Source organism: Bartonella mastomydis, assembly GCF_900185775.1.
GTDB classification, from domain to species: Bacteria; Pseudomonadota; Alphaproteobacteria; order Rhizobiales; family Rhizobiaceae; genus Bartonella; species Bartonella elizabethae.
In genome coordinates, this window is the sequence record NZ_LT883137.1 from 241,471 (window position 1) to 261,390 (window position 19,920).

The window sequence follows — 19,920 nt, forward strand, 5'->3', positions numbered from 1 at the left end:
TACACCGCCCACCAATCAACAGATTGCTTAAAGTCCCATCTGTTACCCCTGATGCAATTTAAGCCCATAAGCGAGGTCCATTTCATAAATGCCTCAGATAAATCCTACCACGCCTGCTCACATTCGTAATTTTACACTTGGTTACTTCAAAAAGAAACTGAAATCAGACAAGGACAAAACCACATTTTTAAGTGGCATCCTATACCTTACATCCACATCATCGAAAAACAATATTTACAACACAACAGATAACGCTTATCACAGCACAATTTTTAAAAATGCACGAAAGCTACCACCTAATTAAGACAACATATTGATTTATAATAATCTCTTTTTTATAAATTTGAATAAAAAACTTAAACATGGTCAGCTTCTCTCATTGCAAATTTATTCATCATCAATCAAAGCCATGCCCCTTACACACTTAAAAGCACCCATGGAAATAAAACTAAAAAAGTAAAAATGTTTGAAAAACTATCTTCAAAAGCAATCGTAACACTCTGAAACAAGTACAAGAAAATGAAGCGCCCAATTTAATCCCTGTATGAAATAATGATGGAAATGCGCGATAAACTTGAGACCTCTCACGAGGGATTATTCTTTGCAGGAGATTTTATCCTATATCCTTTATCCCCCTCATCATGAAATGAATACAAACCCGCTAAGAAACGTCTCGTTAAACCCAAACGCTTAAATTTTCACCTCACCCCCAAGCCGCATAATCCCTCCCAACAATATACCCCTAGACCATATAATCAATGCAACCTTTCAAATTTTAAGCCGTTATAGCAAAACCCCAAACACAATTCCAACGATCATGCAACAATTTAACACATGAAGGAGTCAACAGATGTGTCTATTTTCAACCAATGCCAAAAATGCTAAAATTAAAAAACGTATTGCACAATTAAAAAGAGAACTCGTTCCCGTAAATCGCTGGAGTTCTCAAAATGATAGCTTTGAAAATATTTCTGAGCTGTTTAACACGTGGAAACAAAAGGGCCGTCATGCGCTTTATCACCTGAACGAACAGGCAACAGAATTAAAGAAAAAAGCAAAAGAAAATCCTAAGAAAACCCTCGCATTAGCTGCAGGATTAGTTTTAGCAAGCGTCTTACTCATACGCAAAAATTACTAACACTAATAATTTCCCCCTTTTCATGCCCGATTCAAAGCGGGCATTTTTTTATCGTTGATAAAGTATAATATTTTACACCCCCTAACCTTATGCACCTAAAGGATAAATTTTTCATCCAACAGTCTCTCATCCAGCTTTTGATCTAGCAGCAGGATCACTGTCCACGCATGTAATCCACGCCACCACACCTAAAAGAACAGTGTAGTAAGAAACAACAAGCAAGCTTTTAACGTATTACTCCAGCCCCCCTCGACTACGTTATATCACAAAATGTAAAGGGATAAAAAAGGCATGCACTTGAATATTTTAAAGAATATTATTTTACATCATGACAAGTAAGAGTTTTAAGAGCTTTAAAAGATAGAGCATCACAAACCAAACGAAATCTTCTAAAGTGAACAACCACTTGCTATAAGAAAACGGTATAAAAATTAAATTGAAAAAACCCAAAATTTTATCCTCCAGAATCGACTCGCTGCGAAGTATCCACATATGTCACCACAGACATTCCAGGAATAAGCTTTTCAATCCCTTCCTGCCCAGGATCTAAAGCAATCCGTACGGAGATACGTTGCGCAATTTTGATAAAATTACCAATTGTCGTATCCGTTTTTAACAATGAAAACTCTGAACCTGTCGCAGGAGCAAAACGAACCACACGCCCTGTTAACTTTTTGTTGTTCAATGCATCAACAGAAAAAACAACCGGTTGTCCCACACGCATCTGAGAAAGTTGCGTTTCTTTATAATTAGCAATAATCCAAATATCATCAGAAATGACGGAGACCAATTGCGTCCCCGGCATAACATATTGTCCTACCCTAGCGCCAACCAATCCAATATAGCCTGTTCGAGGCGATAAAATCTTTGTATGATCGAGATTGAGTTTTGCCAACTCAACCCCCACTTTTGCGCCCGCAACTTCTGACTGTAAACTTTGCCGTTCAAGATTTAATTGTTTTTGCAATTGCCGTTTTGTTTCCAATGCCGCCAAGAGTTGTGAAAGAGGACGAGAAACAGTACTTGCCGCATCACCAAAACCTAACTTTTTATCAGGAACAACATTAGAGAATGCTCGTGAACGAGCCAATTCGACTTCTGCTGTATTAATTTCACCCTGCAAAAGCTGTGCTTGCAATTCAATACTGGCCAATTTTGCATTTTTTGAATCGAGAACAGCCTGTGCTCGTGCAAGCTGCTGACGAAAAAGAGAATCATCAAGCTCAAAGAGCAGCATTCCCTTTTCAACGCGTTGATAATCTTGCACATAAATACGTGCGATCACCCCAGAGATCTGTGAACTAACCAAAGTAACATCGCCTTTAATGGAAGCATTATCCGTTATTTGGATATTGCTCACAAAAGGAGGAAGTCTCCAAGCCCACAAAATCAGCAAAACCCCCATAATACCTGACAGGAATGCAACAATCGTAGCCTTTGACCGTAATGCTTTTATCATTTTTTGCACCCCTCTTCTATGACATCACTTTTTTTCTAATGCACGCACAGAGCATGACTTAACAATCATTGTGACAAGAAAAATAACGAATACAACCATTGAAATATAAAAATAAAGCCGAAAAACGTCATCATAAGCAAAAATATTTGCTGTTAACTTAAATTTCTCTATCAATAGAGAAGTCCCCTGATCTTTTCCCAAGCCATGAGCGACAGACGTACCATAAAAAGGCGAAAATAAAGTATTCATCTCACCGGAAATAAGCGGATCAGTCACAACAATATTTTGTGTTAAGGACTCAAAATTCTTATGAGCAAAATAAAACTGCAGGCTGCCAAAAAAAGCCGACCCCATCAATCCTCCCGTTACTTGTGTGAGCAAAAAAACAGCAATAAAACTCAAAACATAACGTGGTCCTCGCTCACCAGCGATCGCAAACCCTTTAAAAAGCGCAGGAGGCAAAAAAAGCGCATAACTAAAACTCACCAATCCTTGGCTCAACATCATATCTTGTGGACGCGTTAAATGGTTTACACGACTATCTAAATAAGCGCCAAGAGCCAAACACCCCAAAGATAACAAATAAAAATAATCCTCACGCCCTGCCCGTAAAAAAAACACACAAACAGCCCCCCCTAACAAAGTCCCCAATGTCACTGCAAAATACATGGGCGCCATCTCGCGATTGAGCAAACCAAAAAGATTAAAAAAACCGAAGGGCAAATTGGATCGTTCCAACAAGAACACATGAAAAATCAATAAAATAAAAACAGATTGAATCATTTCTTTACTGAAAATCCAACGCAGATCAATCAATGGTTTTTCTCTATTAAGCTCAATCATAATAGCAACAGCCAAAGAGAAAATAGCCAGTGCAAGCCCCCAACCAATCCATGGCGCTTCATACCACCAATACAAGATGCCAACAGACATAATTACAGCATTAAGACCAAGACCAAGAGCAATCAAACCATAGCTTATCCAATCTAACTTTTGAATAACCTTACTCCGAACAACAGGGGTGAGAGGCAACGTATAGATACAGACCAAACTGATGAGAACCAACCCCATTTCCAGAGCAGAAAGACTGGAAAAACCACCATTTTCCAACAAATCAGGAGAAATCAAATGCGATAAAGGTGCCGCTAAAGCCGCATTCATATAATTCAAACTAAGAGCAACAGTAAACTTCTTTGCTGGCGCAAAAGCCTCCATCATATAAAGCAACGCAAGTGAAGCCAAAGGCGCAGCAGCAATCCCAGCAAAAAAGCGAATAATCAGCGCAGAACGCAGATCAGTCACAAAGAGCTGCAACGCGCAAACCAAAACGAAGCCAAGGATCGACAGTTCAGCAAAAGCACGCAGTCCAAATTGATAGCGGATTTTAATCAACATAATCGCCACACTGACATTTGGTGCCATATAGGCTGCAACCAACCATGTCGTCTCGGCCAAAGTTGCGTGAAAATCACCGGTCAGATGGACAATATTAGACTGAACAATATTGGCTCCCAAACCATAAGCCCATTGCAAAATAAGAGAAGCAAAAATATAAACAAAACATTTCGGCAGAGGTCCCGCAAAAACACGACCAGGACGAGGAAAAGGCTTTCCGCCCCTTTTGGCAGACATAACCGTACTTTTTTTTCCGCTCATGTCACCTTTTCCTAATATACCCTGCTACGCTTCTATCAACACAGAACCATCCGCTGACAATTGCTGGAAAAAAGCCTCGATTTTAGGATTGTCCGCATCACGCGTTCCCCCCTCTAACGTCGCTTGAACCTGCAAGATTTGCTGTTCTAAAGCATCAAAAGAAAGATGCTCCACAGCCACAACATGCTCGACCAATAAAGAGCAACCCGCAAAGGTAATATTTGCAACACCTCCGCAAACAGCAAAGAGCTTTTCTCCCACAGAGGTGCGAACACGAACACCCCCCAACACAATGCTTGCCACCAATGGTGCATGATGTGCCATCACGGTCAAAACACCAGAAGCGGAAGGAAGAACAACAGACACCACCTGCTCTGAAAACACAATCTTTTCAGGCGATACAAGCTCAAACAAAAAATGCTCTTCTCTATTGTTTTCCACAAAAGTCTCCACAATACCCTGAAGGGCTCTCCGCCCTCTTTAACAACTTATCTTTTTCAACAACTTGCCCTTATTTAACGACAAATATTCATGACAGATTTCTCCTTAAACTAAGAAGCTTCTAATTCAAGAAGCCTCCGCCATGAGACGTTTTCCTTTTTCAATGGCTTCATCAATCGAACCCACCATATAAAAAGCAGCTTCTGGCAAATCATCATAATCGCCCGCACAAAGACCTTTAAAGCCTTTGATTGTGTCTTCCAAAGGAACGAGTTTTCCTGGCGAGCCCGTAAAGGCTTCTGCCACATGGAAAGGTTGCGAAAGGAAACGTTCAATTTTACGCGCCCGTCCCACCAACAGTTTGTCATCTTCAGAAAGCTCATCCATCCCAAGAATAGCAATAATATCCTGAAGGGCTCTATAACGTTGTAAAATGGTTTGCACTTGACAAGCAACCGTATAATGCTCTTCCCCTACAATCAATGGATCCAACATACGCGAGAAAGAATCAAGCGGGTCAACTGCTGGATAAATTCCCTTTTCCGCAATAGAGCGCGAAAGAACGGTTGTGGCATCCAAATGGGCAAAAGACGTTGCCGGCGCAGGATCTGTCAAGTCATCAGCCGGAACATAAATCGCCTGAACGGAAGTAATAGAACCTGTTTTTGTACTGGTAATACGTTCTTGCAAAGCCCCCATATCCGTTGCCAAAGTTGGCTGATATCCCACAGCAGAAGGAATACGTCCTAAAAGAGCAGATACCTCAGCCCCTGCTTGTGTAAACCGGAAAATATTATCCACAAAGAAGAGCACATCTTGCCCTTCATCACGAAAGCTTTCTGCAATGGTCAATCCTGAAAGAGCCACACGCGCACGTGCTCCTGGTGGTTCATTCATTTGCCCATAAACAAGCGCACATTTTGAGCCTTCTGTTGAACCATTGTTTTCTTTTGGATTCACATTCACGCGGCTTTCGATCATTTCGTAATAAAGATCATTTCCCTCACGTGTCCGTTCTCCCACACCAGCAAACACGGAATAACCACCATGTGCCTTTGCAATATTGTTGATAAGCTCCATAATGAGAACGGTTTTTCCAACACCAGCACCACCAAACAAGCCAATTTTCCCCCCTTTCGAATAAGGGGCTAACAAATCCACAACCTTAATACCCGTGACAAGAATCTCTGAAACGGTCGATTGTTCAACATATTCAGGCGCTTCTTGGTGAATAGAACGCGTTTTAGTTGAAGGAATTGGGCCGACATTATCCACCGGCTCTCCAATCACATTCATAATACGTCCCAAAGTTGCTTCTCCTACAGGAACGCTAATCTGTGCTCCTGTATCCACAACCTTTTGGCCACGCATCAGACCATCGGTCGTATCCATGGCAATCGTACGCACAGTATTTTCACCCAAATGCTGCGCAACTTCTAACACCAATCGATTGCCTAAATTTTCTGTTTCCAACGCATTGAGAATATTTGGTAATGCCCCTTCAAATTGCACATCAACGACAGCACCAATAACCTGTTTGATCTCACCAACAGCGCCTTTCACACGCTCTTCCTTTTTCACGGTCGCATCTTTAGCAACACGACGTGCAGGCGCAGATGAAGTCTTTACATCCACTTGCGATTTCGAAGCGTCTTTTTTCACACCGGAACGAGCAGCTGGTTTCTTTTTTTCACCTTTTTCTGCTCCTTTGCTTGAGGTTACTGCTTTTGCCATCAATCCTTACCTTTTCCATTTAAAGCGCTTCAGCGCCCGCAATAATTTCGATCAATTCTGTGGTAATTTGTGCCTGACGTTGACGATTATAAGCCACCGTCAATTTATTAATCATTTCACCTGCATTACGCGATGCATTGTCCATAGCTGTCATCTTTGCGCCCATTTCACCAGCAACATTTTCCAGTAAAGCCCGAAAGATTTGCACTGAAAGATTGCGGGGCACAAGCGCTTCTAAAAGAGAAGCAGCATCAGGTTCATACTCATAAACAACCGCCCCATTAACAACCCCTTGTGAACCTTTAGGCTCTATTTGCTCCCCAACATCTATTGCTTCAACAGCTGCTTTTGGAGCCCCCATTGGGATCAAGTCAAAAGCTGTTGGGCGTTGATTAATCACGGAAACAAATTCAGAATAAAATAACGTACAGACATCGAAAGCGCCTTCATTGAACAAATCAATAATGCGTTGACTAATCATCATCGCCTCTGCAAAACCAATTCGCTTTACAGCATGTAAATCAATGTGATCAATCATCAAACTTTTATAATCACGCGATAAGATATCCGCACCTTTTTTGCCCACAGTGATAATTTTCACAATTTTACCAGCGGTCAACAGTGCTTTAATTTGCTCACGGGCACGACGAGCGATTTGCACATTAAAAGCACCACATAAACCACGCTCAGCCGTACACACCACGAGGAGATGTACATCATCGCGCCCCGTCCCACGCATAAGAGCCGGTGCATCAACACCATCCACATCAGAAGCAACACTGGTTAAAATATCAGCCATTCTCTTCGCATAAGGACGTGCCGATTGTGCTGCTTCTTGCGCACGATGCAACCGCGCCGCCGCAACCATCTGCATAGCTTTGGTAATTTTCTGTGTTGCTTTAACCGAAGCGATACGGTCTCTAAGATCCTTTAGTGAGGCCATTCAAGCATTCCATCAATTCATCACGAAAAATTTTTCGCATAGGTGTTGAGAACAGTTATCAACTTATCTTTTAGCTCATCTGTTATTTGCTTTTGCTCAGCAATTGCTTTTAAGAGATCTTGATAATCACTCCGCAAAAGTACCAGAAGCCCCTGCTCAAACCGCGCAACATCAGAAACCGCTAGAGAATCAAGATAGCCATTCACCCCTGCGAAAATAACCACCACTTGTTCTTCTGTTTTGAGTGGAGAAAATTGTGGCTGTTTTAAGAGCTCTGTCAAGCGTGCTCCCCGATTTAAAAGTCGCTGGGTTGATGCATCCAAATCAGAACCAAACTGCGCAAAAGCAGCCATTTCACGATATTGTGCCAATTCCCCTTTAATCGATCCAGCAACCTGCTTCATGGCTTTTATTTGTGCAGCCGAACCAACACGCGATACAGAAAGACCAACGTTTACAGCAGGACGGATACCCTGATAGAACAAATTGGTTTCCAAGAAAATTTGCCCATCGGTAATGGAAATCACATTTGTCGGAATATAAGCTGAAACGTCATTTGCTTGCGTTTCAATGACCGGCAAAGCTGTCAATGATCCTGATCCATTTTCCGCATTCAATTTTGCCGCCCGTTCTAAAAGACGTGAATGCAGATAGAAAACATCTCCCGGATAAGCTTCACGCCCTGGTGGACGACGCAGCAAAAGAGACATTTGACGATAAGCCACTGCTTGTTTTGACAAGTCATCATAACCGATCAAAGCATGTTGCCCATTATCGCGGAAATATTCGCCCATCGCGCATCCCGCAAGAGGTGCAATAAATTGCAAGGGAGCAGGATCAGAAGCGGTTGCCGCAACAATAATAGAATATTCCAGTGCTCCACGTTCTTCTAAAACCTTAACGAATTGTGCCACCGTCGAACGTTTCTGACCGATAGCCACATAAATACAATAAACTTTGTCCTGCTCTCGTCCAGCCCCTTTTTCATGGAACGGTTTTTGATTTAAAAATGTATCGAGCAAAATCGCTGTTTTTCCTGTTTGGCGATCACCAATCACCAATTCACGCTGTCCCCGTCCGATGGGGATGAGCGCATCAATCGCTTTTAATCCGGTTGACATAGGCTCATGCACAGACTGACGCGGAATAATCCCTGGTGCCTTAACATCAACACGACGACGCTCTGTTTCCTTAAGTGGTCCCTTACCATCGATAGGGTTTCCAAGAGCATCAACCACACGGCCAAGCAAAGCGGGTCCCACAGGAACATCAACAATAGCGCCCAACCGCTTGACACAATCTCCTTCACGAATCTCGCGATCTGAGCCAAAAATGACCACACCGACATTGTCAACTTCCAAATTGAGCGCCATCCCGCGCACACCATTTGGAAAAGCAACCATTTCCCCAGCTTGAACATTATCCAAACCATAGACGCGAGCGATACCATCTCCCACAGAGAGAACCCAACCAATTTCTGAAACCTCAGCCTTTTGGTCAAAGTTTTTGATTTGCTCTTTTAGAATTTTTGAAATTTCAGATGGTCTAATATCCATCAGCTGACCTCTTTTTTCAATGCAAGCTTAAGCGAAGACAATTTCGTGAGAAGAGACGTATCAATTTGAGACGCCCCGACACGAACGATTAATCCACCAAGAATTGTTGGATCGACAATGATGTGGAGCAAAACTTTTCCCCCAACCACACCTTCCAAAGCCTCACACAACTCTTGTTTTTGTTGAGAACTCAACGGGCGCGCAGAAATAATTTGCGCAGTAACTTGCCTACGAGCGCGTGCGACATGACGCTGAAAAGCATGTAAAATACCAAATACGGCACTAAGCCTACGGTTTGCTGCAACAACGCGTAAGAAATTACCAACAATCTGCCCTGCTTCTTTATCAGCAAATTTGATGTTTTCACAAACAGATTGCATCATTTTAATTTGCTCTTTGACTGAAAAGAATGGACTGAGAACGAAGTGTTTTAAATCCTCATTTTGCTCTAAGACAAGCAAAAAATCTTCCACTGCCTTTTCAATCTTTTCAACGTTTCCTGCTTCTTGAGCACAATTAAAAAGCGCTTGCGCATAGCGTTGATCTACCAACGGCAGCGGTATGAGAGAAAATGAATCCGACACGAAATACCGCCTCTTTCCCTTGAGCGATTCTCTGATATTTATCAGATGATAATGAAACAGACATTCTCAATCTTAAGAATCTTCTTCTTAAAACCTAGAACAAAAACCATTTGGTTTCTAGCATAGACATAGCCGACTCGCAACACCACAAATCGCTGCTTTTTAAAAATTTTAAATAAAATATTCAAAATATTTTTGAAAAGGATTTTTTTTAGATCTGCAGAATAGCATCACGGTTTTTTTATGCCTCTTTTTGACATTGTCATAAGCGATTTTCACACTCTTTATTGTGCTTCAAGCGCTCTTGCCCCCAAAAACGGTTCTTCTTTGAAGATTACCCTCTTATCCTACAAAAGTTCTGCGAGAAGCGACTTTAAAAATCTATTATTTCAAATGAACAAGCAAAAAATAATAATGGATATCTCCTTAAAATTAACAAAAATGATCCTTTCGCTTTAAATCCCCTCTCTTTTTACAACATTTCATCAAGTATATTTTCTTGCAAAAAAACTAAAAACACTTCTCATGTATCCACAGTTTCTCAAAGCTCAATAATGGTACCACCCGATACCCTGAAGATAGAAAGCCTTAACGGCTTTTTCATTTATGCAAAGTATTTACATTACTGACGAGCAACATCATAAAATGAATTCCAACACCCTGAGAAATATTTGCTCAAACAATTACTCAAACAATTAGATGAAAGTAACCATAATGATATTCTTTTTTGGGGATACTCGATTGGGAGAGTTCTACTTTGCATGAAAAATCTTTTTTCATTAAAGAACGAAAGGAACAAAAGTGTAAGAAATGGAGCATCTCCATTTCGCGACAACACCCATGAAGGCGATAAACCGCCATTGAGCCCCCATCTTTACGTTTGATCAGAAGCAAACCAACGGCTCTCACCCATTGCCTCAATGTTGCGATAACCCCTTAACACTTAAAACAGTTCATAAGAGGTATGCCTTTCTTGGATAATTCCACACCACACAAGCGCCTCACCTGTAACGTGTAGAAGTTAAAACTCTTAAATAAATCAAATATGTTGTACAAATAAGGGTGATGTCTCTGTTGGTTTATTAAGCAAGATATTTCCCCCCAAGAGCACGAACTTGATGCAGTGCCACGCGCATAACATTCTGCGGCTTGGTGCTGTTGTGCGACACAATCAAAGAGGCAAAACGCCCATAGGGGGCAAATGATACTGTCGACGTGCTGCAATCTCCCGTGTGTAAAAATCTTCTGGTTGGCATGAAAGTAAGGCTTTTATGACCGGATGATCCGGTTGATAGGTTAGCAATAATCTAAACTTTCCAATCCCACCCGCCCTATTCTTCCAATTACTTGAAAGAGAAATTTGATTTTTAAAAAAAGCTTTGCGGATCGATATCAATTTGAACCCGAACGGAACTAGGCATTTTGGGGCTATTTCTCAGCATGGCCCGAATAAACCCTTGTATATCAAAAGAGCGCTGACCTTGCAGTAAAAGCCGAAAACGATAACGCCCTCGAACCAAAGCCAAAGGCGCCTCTGCCGGTCCCATAACTGAGATATTTTTCTCCCGCGGTGCGGCTTGACGGAGTGCCCGCGCATAATGTTCTGCGGCTTGGCGCTGTTGTGCAGACACAATCAAAGAGGCAAGACGCCCATAGGGGGGCAAATGATACTGTTGACGTGCTGCAATCTCCCGTGTGTAAAAATCTTCTGGTTGGCATGAAAGTAAAGCCTTTATGACTGGATGATCCGGTTGATAGGTTTGCAATAATCCTAAACTTTCCAATCCCACCCGCCCTGCTCTGCCAGTCACTTGGGAAAGCAGCTGGAAAGTACGTTCACTGGCGCGTAAATCGCCATTGGCAAGACCAAGATCAGCATCAATAACCCCCACCAAAGAGAGCTTGGGAAAATGATGTCCTTTAGCGACCAACTGTGTCCCAATAATAATATCCACATCGCCATTGGCAATGGCTTGCAATTCACTTCGCAACTGCCCAATCCCCCCTTTGAGATCCGTTGAAAGAATCAATGAGCGCGCTTGGGGAAAAAGCATTTGTGTTTCTTCTGCAATTCTTTCCACACCCGGTCCACAAGCCACAAGATGGTCTAATGTTCCGCATTCAGGACAGGCTTCTGGAAGGGATTGATGATAACCACAATGATGACATTTTAATTGCCCTTGCGCGCGATGTTCGACCAACCAACTTGAACAATCGCGACAATGAAAACGGTGTCCACACACTCGGCATAAAGTTAAAGGCGCATAACCACGGCGATTAAGAAAAAGCAGCGCCTGCTCGCCTTTTTCAAGCGTTTGTTTTAAAACCCTTTCAAGGGTAAAAGAAATAAAGCGCCCCTTTTGCACTCCTCCTTGGCGCATATCAATGACCCGCAACTGTGGAAGGGAAACTTCTTTAAAACGGGAAGGTAAATGCACCTTTTGATAACGCCCTTTTAAAACATTGGCTTGGCTTTCAATCGACGGTGTGGCTGAGGACAAAATAACAGGAAAATGCTCAAAAGACCCCCGAGCAACAGCCATATCACGCGCATGATAAAAAATGCGCTCTTCTTGTTTATAAGCACTATCATGCTCTTCATCGACGACAATCAAGCCCAGCGCATGAAAGGGAAGAAAAAGTGCTGAACGAGCCCCCGCAACAACACGCACCCGCCCTTCTGCAACTTGTCGCCAGACACGTTCTCTACGACGCGGTGTCAAATCGGAATGCCATTCTGCTGCTGCAGCGCCAAAGCGTGCATAAAAACGATCCAAGAACTGCTGTGTTAAAGCAATTTCTGGCAATAAAATTAAAACTTGGCACCCTCCTTTGAAAGCTTGAGCAACCGCTTCAAAATAAACTTCTGTCTTTCCAGAGCCCGTCACACCATCGAGCAAAAAAACTTGAAACTGAGAAGATAAAACACCTTCCCGCAACAATTTTGCTGCTTCACTCTGTGCCCCCTGCAACTGAGGAGGACAAAAGTCAGGATCGGGCATGCTCACAAGATCAGGAGCAGGAATTTTAACATCTTCAAAAATTCCTAGTGCTTTTAAACCTTCAACAACAGACACAGACGTTCCAGCCGCATGCGCAAGACCAGAACGTGTCCAGATCTTCTCACTGCGCACCAATTCCAAAACCCGTGACCGCGCTGGTGTAAGACGTTCCACATCTCCCCCACAATAGCGCAATCCCAGCATCTGCGCTTCCGGCTCTAAAGCAGCCGGTACAGACAAAACCAATCGTGCAACAAGACCAAAAGGCGTCATGGTATAACGACTAACAAACCGCAAAAATGCAATCATCTCTGCCTTTAATGGTGGACAATCAAAAACATGAAGCAAAGAGCGTAATTTTTCACGGGCCACCGAAGCGGTTCTTTGTCCATCCTCTGTCTTCTCTCCAACATCCACCACAAAACCGCAAAGCTCACGCCCCATCACCGGAACCCGAACAAAAGAACCAATTTCCACCTCCATAGAAGACGGAACTTTATAACTATAAGCATGCGCAACAGGAAGAGGAACCAAAACAGAGACAACCTTTTCCTCTATCATGTTTGAATTCACCCTTTTAACCAATCCACCCCCCCTTATCTACAATCCTTTTGTCCACGATCCTCTTGAACACCAACAAGTCTACACCTTATCTTTAAACACTCTTATAAAATTCATTGCAGGTAAAATTCATGGCAGACCTCAATCACTCCCCTTTTCACAACAAGCTTCTCCCAAAAATTCTCGTTTAAGACGCATTCCATCACCAAAACACCAACAATCAATACAACGTCATCCTCTCTAACAAAAAAACAGCGCCATTCTCCAGTGCCAATTAAAGTCCATCACAATTAAGCATTCCACACAACATTAATCACCATTATCACTGCGCTCTTTTGCGATCCCATAGTGTAACCTCATGCCAACATACACATTTTCATTTTTTCCAGCTCAACGCTCAACTTATTCTCAATAGATTGATTTATAAAGATAAATTATTTTACATATCGTCATAAAAACGTTCAATACGAGAATTTTTTCGTTATAAATAAATTCTTTGAACATAGAAAAAACTTCATGCGTAAAACACATGGGCTTCTTCAAGGGTAATTTATGACACAAAAATCCATTCACTGACCCGCGATCTTCCTTTACAGAAAGCGGGCATAATAAACATCATAGCATTCTTATTCTTTCTATTAAATTCTTGCTCTTGCTTTTGTAGTCAACAATAGCGCATAACAAAAAAACAGACGACAACATGAAAAGCTTTGAATAAAAAAGCTAAAGAAGAAGAGGTTAGAGATGAAATTTTTTGTGGACAGCGCCAATATTGAAGAAATCCGAGAATTACAGAATTTAAGCCTTGTTGATGGTGTGACCACCAATCCCTCTCTTATCCTCAAATCAGGACGCAATATTCTTGAAGTGACAAAAGAAATTTGTAGTCTTGTCAATGGGCCTGTTTCTGCTGAAGTTGCCGCAACGGAATTTGAAAATATCATGAAAGAAGCGGCTGTTTTAGCAAAAATTTCTGATAATATTTGCATCAAGCTTCCTTTAACACTGGATGGATTAAAAGCTTGTAAAGCTCTGACAGCCGAAGGGCTAAAAACAAATCTCACCCTTTGTTTTTCTGCCAATCAAGCTTTACTTGCTGCCAAAGCAGGTGCAACGTTTGTTTCGCCTTTTATTGGGAGACTCGATGATTGCGGACTCAATGGAAGTGAACTCCTTCATGAAATTCGCACAATTTATGATAACTATAACTTTAAAACACAAATCTTAGCCGCTTCAATCCGCACCGTTAACCATGTCAAAGAAGCAGCCTTAAGCGGTGCTGACGTTGCAACCGTTCCACCCGCAATCTTAAAAGCCCTCGTCAAACATCCCCTTACAGATAAAGGGTTACAAATATTTCTCAACGATTGGCAAAAAACAGGACAAAATATTGCCTAAGGACTAGAAGTTTTATTGGAAAGATCTCTAGAAAGTAACAAAAAAATCTGTTCAGCCAGCTCTTCTGCCACACGCTTTTTTGCATCTTCTTCTGCTTCTATCGTTGCATATTCTTGACGAAGTCGCTCAAAAGATGCATTCATTATTGCTGTTCCTTTTGCAACAGGTCTATTTTTCATATCCTGCAAGGTATAGGAAGCTTTGCTCATAACAGTTCCAACAGAAGGACGTCCCTTTCTCTTTTTCTCAAAATCAACCTCTATCTGCATCGATTCTCTTGTCAAGACGGATATCTGCAATGCCAATCGATAAGCCGGTTGAGAAGGTTTACCACCCTTTCCATACAAGAGAAACAGCAGATGATTGCGCACCATTTGTCCAAAACGATCCGAAGGCTCTTCCACAACAATAGAGCTAAGCTTTGCTGAAAGCCCTAAAGAAGCTTGCTCAGAAAGAGAATTCTGATGCGCATAAGACCCCTCATAAACAGCAGAATTCATTACTCTTAAACTCTGCGACTCTTGACGGTAAAGCGGTTCAATTTTGCACCCGTACAACAGTGTGAAGACACCCGCTAAAACAACAAGCAGAAAACTTTTAAAGAACGACATTCACAATCCTTTGTGGAACAATAATGATTTTTTTCATAGGTTTTTCACCCAGCTGCACTTGGACGAAATCTAAAGCCAAAACCGCTTCTTTAATCATTGTCTCATTCGCAGTTGCAGCAACGGTGACCTCACCGCGTTTTTTACCATTAATTTGTACCGGCAAAGTATAGCTTTCTTCAACAATTAAGGTGGGATCATAAACAGGCCAAGCAAGTTCAGACATTAAAGTTTTCTCCCCTAAAGCCGCATGGCATTCTTCAGCTAAATGGGGCATGATCGGTGCAATCATGGCAAGGAAAAAATCCATAGCTTGACGTAAAGCCGCTTTCATTTCACCCTCAACATCTGCCACCTTATTTAACAAAGGTGCCATAATATTCAAGAATTCATAAAGACGTGCAATAGCCCGATTAAAAGCAAATTTTTCTAAATCATCTTCGACAGCATGAAGCGTGCGATGTGCAACCTTTGAGAGTTCCAAAGCTGCCCCCTGATGCCCTGCACAAGGGGCAACATCCCTTAAAACAGAAGCACTCAAAGCCACATGGCGCCAAACACGCTGGACAAAGCGATGCGCACCTTCAACACCCGATTCTGTCCAAATGACATCTCTTTCCGGCGGTGAATCAGACAACACAAACCAGCGTACCGTATCAGCGCCATAGGAGGCAATAATATCATCAGGATCAACGACATTCTTTTTTGATTTTGACATTTTCTCAATCAAACCAATCGTCACTTCGCTTTGATCGGTTAATTTATAAGCGCACCGTTTTCCATCTTTTTCAACAATCGAAATCTCTGCTGGAGAAACCCACCCTTGATCATCGCGATAGGTTTCATGCACCACCATGCCTTGGGTAAACAACCCCTTAAAAGGCTCATCCACACTCACATGACCGACCAATTTCATAGCACGCATAAAAAAGCGCGCATAAAGAAGATGAAGAATAGCATGCTCAATTCCACCAATATATTGTTGCACAGGCAACCATTCAGCGGTTGCTTGTTTTTCAACAGGTTCTGCGGCAAAAGGAGCCGTAAAGCGCGCATAATACCAAGAAGAATCCACAAAAGTATCCATGGTATCGGTTTCGCGTTTGGCAGATTGACCACAGGAAGGACAAGCAACAGCTTGCCACCTTTCATGGCGTGCAAGAGGGTTTCCCGGCTGATCAAAAGTAACATCATCAGGCAATACAACCGGCAAGTCAGAACGGGGGACAGGCACAACACCACACGTTTTACAATGGATTATCGGAATGGGGCATCCCCAATAACGTTGACGCGAAATTCCCCAATCACGCAATCGAAATTGCACTGTTTTTTCTCCCTGCGGTTGCCCATTGAGCAGTTGTTTCTCAAGCCTTTTGGCGGCTTCCTCAAAGGCTTGTTGGGGTGTCAAACCATTCAAAAAGCTGGAGTTAATCATCACCCCATCACCCACATAAGGTGTTTCAGTAATGACAAAATTTTCTTCCTTCGCCCCTTTTGGCAAAACCACAGGTTTTATCGGAAGATCATATTTACGCGCAAAATCGAAATCTCTCTGATCATGGGCTGGACAGCCAAAAACAGCCCCCGTTCCATAGTCCATCAACACAAAATTAGCGATATAAACGGGGATATGCACCGCCACATCAAAAGGATGTACTGCCACAAGCGATGTGCGAAACCCTTGTTTTTCCGCTGTTTCAAGGGCTGCTGTTGTTGTTCCACCACTCCGACAACTCTCAACAAAAGCTGCCAAGGCTTTGTCTTTTTTTGCAAGAGCTTGCGCAATGGGATGATCAACAGACAGAGCTAAAAAAGAAGCACCAAACAGGGTATCAGGACGCGTTGAATAACAAACAACCTCATTAAAGGACTGACAAACATCATGAGCATCCCTTGCATCATCAGCGGTTGCCTTTAAAGCCCAACGAATCAGCAAACCTTGGGATTTTCCGATCCAATTTTTTTGCATCGTACGGACTTTTTCAGGCCATTGATCCAGTTCTTCAAGTCCTGCGAGTAAATCTTCACTAAAATCGCTAATTTTGAAAAACCACTGGGTTAATTCCCGCTGTTCCACCAACGCGCCCGAACGCCAACCCCGTCCATCCACAACCTGTTCATTGGCCAAAACCGTGTGGTCAACGGGATCCCAATTGACCTTAGCCACTTTACGTGTCACCAACCCCTTTTGATAGAAGTCAAGGAACAGCATTTGTTGGCGGTGGTAATAGTCCACATCACACGTTGCAAATTCCCGTGTCCAATCGAGTGAGAGTCCTAATTGCTTTAATTGCCCCCGCATGACGGCAATATTTTCATAGGTCCACGTTTTAGGATGCACTTTACTTTGCAAAGCAGCATTTTCAGCCGGCATTCCAAAAGCATCCCAGCCCATAGGATGAAGCACATTAAACCCCTTTGCACGTTTATAGCGTGCCACCACATCTCCCATGGCATAATTACGCACATGCCCCATGTGAATACGGCCTGATGGATAAGGAAACATCTCTAAAACATAATATTTTTTACGGCAATCTTCCCCTACAGTCTGAAAAATTTTCTTTTCATCCCAAATTTCTTGCCATTTTTTTTCTCTCGCACGTGGATTATAGCGTTCACCTATCTTATAATGCTCAAATGTCATTCCCATGATACTCTTTTAATAAAACTAAACCAAAAACTTGTTTTATTATGCTTGACCATGGATTAACCTCATCGTCAACATTTTCGTGCAATATTTCCCGAAGTATTTTATAAAAATAACCACCCCCTGAATAAAACTTGTATAAAACTTGAATAAAAACGGTAAAGCACAAAAATATGAAGACACACACACGCCCCCAAGGCTCTTCCATTGAAGCATGGCAAAACCTTCAAAAAGACATTGCAGCAACATGCCAAGAACTCCAACGCCCCGTGGAAGAAATTGAACTGATTGCTGTTTCAAAAACTGTTTCTGCTGCTGATATACGTCCCCTTTTGCAAGCCGGTCACTCTCAATTTGCAGAAAATCGTGTGCAAGAAGCAGCACAAAAATGGCTAGAGTTACGTCAACAATTTGAAAATATTAAACTTCATCTCATTGGTCCTCTACAATCCAATAAAGCCGCTGAAGCTGTTAAAAATTTTGATGTCATTCAAACGGTTGATCGTGAAAAAATAGCTAAAATTTTGGCAGAAGAAATGCAAAAACAAAAAAAGCATCTCCCCTGCTATGTTCAGGTCAATATTGGCTTAGAGCCACAAAAAACTGGCATTTCACCGCAAGACGTGATCCCTTTTGTTTCCCAATGCAAAAATAACTATGGACTTAATATTATCGGACTTATGGCCATCCCCCCTGTCGACGAAAACCCTGGACCCTATTTCGCTCTATTAGCAAAACTAGCAAAACAAGCCGGTCTTCCAAAACTTTCCATGGGTATGTCTAATGACTTTAAAACAGCCCTACAATTTGGCTCAAATGTCCTTCGCATTGGCTCTGCTTTATTTGGAAACCGCCCTGTATAAAGCAATTTTCCCAATATACATTCCCCCTCCATACAAATTCCCCTTTAAAACTCTCCAAACAAGCAAAAAACAACAGACATGAGAAAAAATATTCCCCTCAATAAAAGAGCAACTTTAGCAAAAAAAATTCCCGTCCCTCTTTCACCCTATGAGCAAAATGAACAAAAAAACCGCTCTTCAAGAGATTCTCACCAGCCCATCTTCAACCCATAAAATGACTTCAAAACAGCTCTATTTTGTCTTTCATATTCTCACACATCGCCTCTACTTCACCCCCTCTGGTCAATTCCCACCAAAAGCACCCAAAAAAGAGATCCTGAATATAAAAACAAAATAATAAGGATCGATACGTTGCGCATAAATGAAAAAACTCTCGCCAAATAAATAACTGCAAAAGAACATTCAAAACGATTATCGCAATGGTTTCCATTAAAAACCACGAATTCTCTCAACTTCCCCAATACGCGTAAACAATTCCCCACTTGCCAATGGCATAAAGCAGATAAGAAAAGGCTTTCTACGCACCGAAAAGGGGTAAGATGCACTTGGCAATCGCCTAAAAAAGTATTAGTCCCAATACACTGAGTAAAAACAATAACAACACAACTAAATTCAATGAGTGTGTAAATCTATTTCTTGGTGATCTTTATAAACCAAGAGAAAACACCACCTTTTCAGATGCACAATTTTTCTCATTTTAAAATAAAGTTAAGAAAAAATATGGACGTATTTCTTATATTTTAAATATAAGAAGTAATATTATCATCTTCTTAAGAAGAAGATTTCAAAATATAAATAGTATATAAATGATGTATTAATCATTTATACAGTATTTTTGTTGATATAATAAAAAATTATATTTGTTATTTTTCTAAAACACGTGATAATCAACTGAAATATATCATTATGATACTATTTTTAATAGATATAATTCAGGGAGAATTAAAATGAGAATTTTGCTTCAGGTTTAACTGATACGATACATGACTCAACATCTATCCTTTATGGGAATGCATATAATGCTAGTGATTTTATAACTCACATAAATAGACAAGGATTCGCAGTAGCTGTGCTGGCAGAAGTAGACGGAGCAATTCTAGGTGGTATAACTGGAAGACCAGCGGGTGCATTTTCAGGGGGAATTGCAGCTTTCACAACGGGTTCGCAGGAGGTGCCACTTGAGGCTTTATAGAAAAAACTTATGAGTGTTGGCTCTAATATAAGAGAATAGTTTAAAGATATCTCTGAAGTTAATAATTTCGTAATTGTTTTCAAAAAAATATCTAAGTCACATTGTCTACAATCATGGTTGAGATGGACTTCAGAGACA

The 19,920-nt window shown here is 41.6% G+C and carries 16 protein-coding genes; 5 read left to right on the forward strand and 11 right to left on the reverse strand.

Annotated features, from left to right (window positions below; genetic code table 11):
• Positions 1–850 precede the first annotated feature (850 nt).
• The gene (locus FJG96_RS01780) at positions 851–1,138 is read left to right on the forward strand and encodes a hypothetical protein (RefSeq protein WP_139412479.1); all 288 of its coding nucleotides are present in this window, start codon (positions 851–853) and stop codon (positions 1,136–1,138) included.
• Between the two features lie 454 nt (positions 1,139–1,592).
• Here FJG96_RS01780 and FJG96_RS01785 read toward each other — a convergent pair whose 3' ends face one another.
• From FJG96_RS01785 to FJG96_RS01830, 9 genes are all read right to left on the reverse strand, one after another.
• Positions 1,593–2,597 carry an HlyD family secretion protein gene (locus tag FJG96_RS01785; RefSeq protein ID WP_005774548.1) on the reverse strand — a complete coding sequence of 335 codons (1,005 nt, stop codon included), beginning with the start codon at positions 2,595–2,597 and terminating at the stop codon, positions 1,593–1,595.
• A gap of 24 nt (positions 2,598–2,621) precedes the next feature.
• On the reverse strand, positions 2,622–4,253 hold the full coding sequence (locus tag FJG96_RS01790; RefSeq protein ID WP_139412480.1) for an MFS transporter: 1,632 nt from the start codon (positions 4,251–4,253) through the stop codon (positions 2,622–2,624).
• Between the two features lie 24 nt (positions 4,254–4,277).
• Positions 4,278–4,694 (reverse strand): F0F1 ATP synthase subunit delta/epsilon, encoded by a 417-nt coding sequence (locus FJG96_RS01795; protein ID WP_139412481.1) that lies wholly within the window; start codon positions 4,692–4,694, stop codon positions 4,278–4,280.
• Positions 4,695–4,820: 126 nt separating this feature from the next.
• Complete coding sequence (atpD, locus tag FJG96_RS01800) at positions 4,821–6,428, reverse strand: F0F1 ATP synthase subunit beta (RefSeq protein WP_139412482.1); 1,608 nt, start codon at positions 6,426–6,428, stop codon at positions 4,821–4,823.
• Positions 6,429–6,447: 19 nt separating this feature from the next.
• A complete protein-coding gene (locus tag FJG96_RS01805) occupies positions 6,448–7,371 on the reverse strand; it encodes a F0F1 ATP synthase subunit gamma (RefSeq protein ID WP_139412483.1) in 924 nt (307 codons plus the stop codon).
• 20 nt (positions 7,372–7,391) lie between these two features.
• Positions 7,392–8,927, reverse strand: coding sequence for a F0F1 ATP synthase subunit alpha (atpA, locus tag FJG96_RS01810; protein WP_005774542.1), 1,536 nt, complete (start codon positions 8,925–8,927; stop codon positions 7,392–7,394).
• Positions 8,927–9,511 (reverse strand): ATP synthase F1 subunit delta, encoded by a 585-nt coding sequence (atpH, locus tag FJG96_RS01815; RefSeq protein WP_139412484.1) that lies wholly within the window; start codon positions 9,509–9,511, stop codon positions 8,927–8,929. The genes atpA and atpH overlap by 1 nt, the downstream gene beginning before the upstream one ends.
• Positions 9,512–10,593: 1,082 nt before the next feature.
• Complete coding sequence (locus FJG96_RS09270; protein WP_246046880.1) at positions 10,594–10,767, reverse strand: hypothetical protein; 174 nt, start codon at positions 10,765–10,767, stop codon at positions 10,594–10,596.
• A gap of 111 nt (positions 10,768–10,878) precedes the next feature.
• Positions 10,879–13,074, reverse strand: a complete 2,196-nt coding sequence (locus tag FJG96_RS01830; protein ID WP_139412485.1) for a primosomal protein N' — start codon at positions 13,072–13,074, stop codon at positions 10,879–10,881.
• Here FJG96_RS01830 and FJG96_RS01835 point away from each other — a divergent pair.
• Together FJG96_RS01835 and fsa are read left to right on the forward strand one after the other, a co-directional pair.
• On the forward strand, positions 13,073–13,318 hold the full coding sequence (locus FJG96_RS01835) for a hypothetical protein (protein ID WP_139412486.1): 246 nt from the start codon (positions 13,073–13,075) through the stop codon (positions 13,316–13,318). The genes FJG96_RS01830 and FJG96_RS01835 overlap by 2 nt on opposite strands.
• Before the next feature lie 500 nt (positions 13,319–13,818).
• Complete coding sequence (fsa, locus tag FJG96_RS01840) at positions 13,819–14,472, forward strand: fructose-6-phosphate aldolase (RefSeq protein ID WP_139412487.1); 654 nt, start codon at positions 13,819–13,821, stop codon at positions 14,470–14,472.
• Here fsa and FJG96_RS01845 read toward each other — a convergent pair.
• Together FJG96_RS01845 and leuS are read right to left on the reverse strand one after the other, a co-directional pair.
• Complete coding sequence (locus FJG96_RS01845; protein ID WP_139412488.1) at positions 14,469–15,083, reverse strand: LPS assembly lipoprotein LptE; 615 nt, start codon at positions 15,081–15,083, stop codon at positions 14,469–14,471. The genes fsa and FJG96_RS01845 overlap by 4 nt on opposite strands.
• Positions 15,070–17,724, reverse strand: coding sequence for a leucine--tRNA ligase (gene leuS / locus FJG96_RS01850; RefSeq protein WP_139412723.1), 2,655 nt, complete (start codon positions 17,722–17,724; stop codon positions 15,070–15,072). The genes FJG96_RS01845 and leuS overlap by 14 nt, the downstream gene beginning before the upstream one ends.
• A gap of 176 nt (positions 17,725–17,900) precedes the next feature.
• On the opposite strand from leuS, the gene FJG96_RS01855 reads away from it, so the two are divergent.
• Together FJG96_RS01855 and FJG96_RS09200 are read left to right on the forward strand one after the other, a co-directional pair.
• On the forward strand, positions 17,901–18,590 hold the full coding sequence (locus FJG96_RS01855; RefSeq protein ID WP_139412489.1) for a YggS family pyridoxal phosphate-dependent enzyme: 690 nt from the start codon (positions 17,901–17,903) through the stop codon (positions 18,588–18,590).
• 1,069 nt (positions 18,591–19,659) lie between these two features.
• Complete coding sequence (locus tag FJG96_RS09200; protein WP_281278981.1) at positions 19,660–19,782, forward strand: hypothetical protein; 123 nt, start codon at positions 19,660–19,662, stop codon at positions 19,780–19,782.
• Positions 19,783–19,920 lie beyond the last annotated feature (138 nt).

Excerpts from the sequence above, each read along its gene's own strand:
- FJG96_RS01780 (WP_139412479.1), top strand. The coding sequence starts at position 851 with ATGTGTCTATTTTCAACCAATGCCAAAAATGCTAAAATTAAAAAACGT.
- FJG96_RS01785 (WP_005774548.1), bottom strand. The coding sequence starts at position 2,597 with ATGATAAAAGCATTACGGTCAAAGGCTACGATTGTTGCATTCCTGTCA.
- FJG96_RS01790 (WP_139412480.1), bottom strand. The coding sequence starts at position 4,253 with ATGAGCGGAAAAAAAAGTACGGTTATGTCTGCCAAAAGGGGCGGAAAG.
- atpD (WP_139412482.1), bottom strand. The coding sequence starts at position 6,428 with ATGGCAAAAGCAGTAACCTCAAGCAAAGGAGCAGAAAAAGGTGAAAAA.
- FJG96_RS01805 (WP_139412483.1), bottom strand. The coding sequence starts at position 7,371 with ATGGCCTCACTAAAGGATCTTAGAGACCGTATCGCTTCGGTTAAAGCA.
- atpA (WP_005774542.1), bottom strand. The coding sequence starts at position 8,927 with ATGGATATTAGACCATCTGAAATTTCAAAAATTCTAAAAGAGCAAATC.
- FJG96_RS09270 (WP_246046880.1), bottom strand. The coding sequence starts at position 10,767 with ATGCCAACCAGAAGATTTTTACACACGGGAGATTGCAGCACGTCGACA.
- FJG96_RS01835 (WP_139412486.1), top strand. The coding sequence starts at position 13,073 with ATGTTTGAATTCACCCTTTTAACCAATCCACCCCCCCTTATCTACAAT.
- FJG96_RS01830 (WP_139412485.1), bottom strand. The coding sequence starts at position 13,074 with ATGATAGAGGAAAAGGTTGTCTCTGTTTTGGTTCCTCTTCCTGTTGCG.
- fsa (WP_139412487.1), top strand. The coding sequence starts at position 13,819 with ATGAAATTTTTTGTGGACAGCGCCAATATTGAAGAAATCCGAGAATTA.
- FJG96_RS01845 (WP_139412488.1), bottom strand. The coding sequence starts at position 15,083 with ATGTCGTTCTTTAAAAGTTTTCTGCTTGTTGTTTTAGCGGGTGTCTTC.
- leuS (WP_139412723.1), bottom strand. The coding sequence starts at position 17,724 with ATGACATTTGAGCATTATAAGATAGGTGAACGCTATAATCCACGTGCG.
- FJG96_RS01855 (WP_139412489.1), top strand. The coding sequence starts at position 17,901 with ATGAAGACACACACACGCCCCCAAGGCTCTTCCATTGAAGCATGGCAA.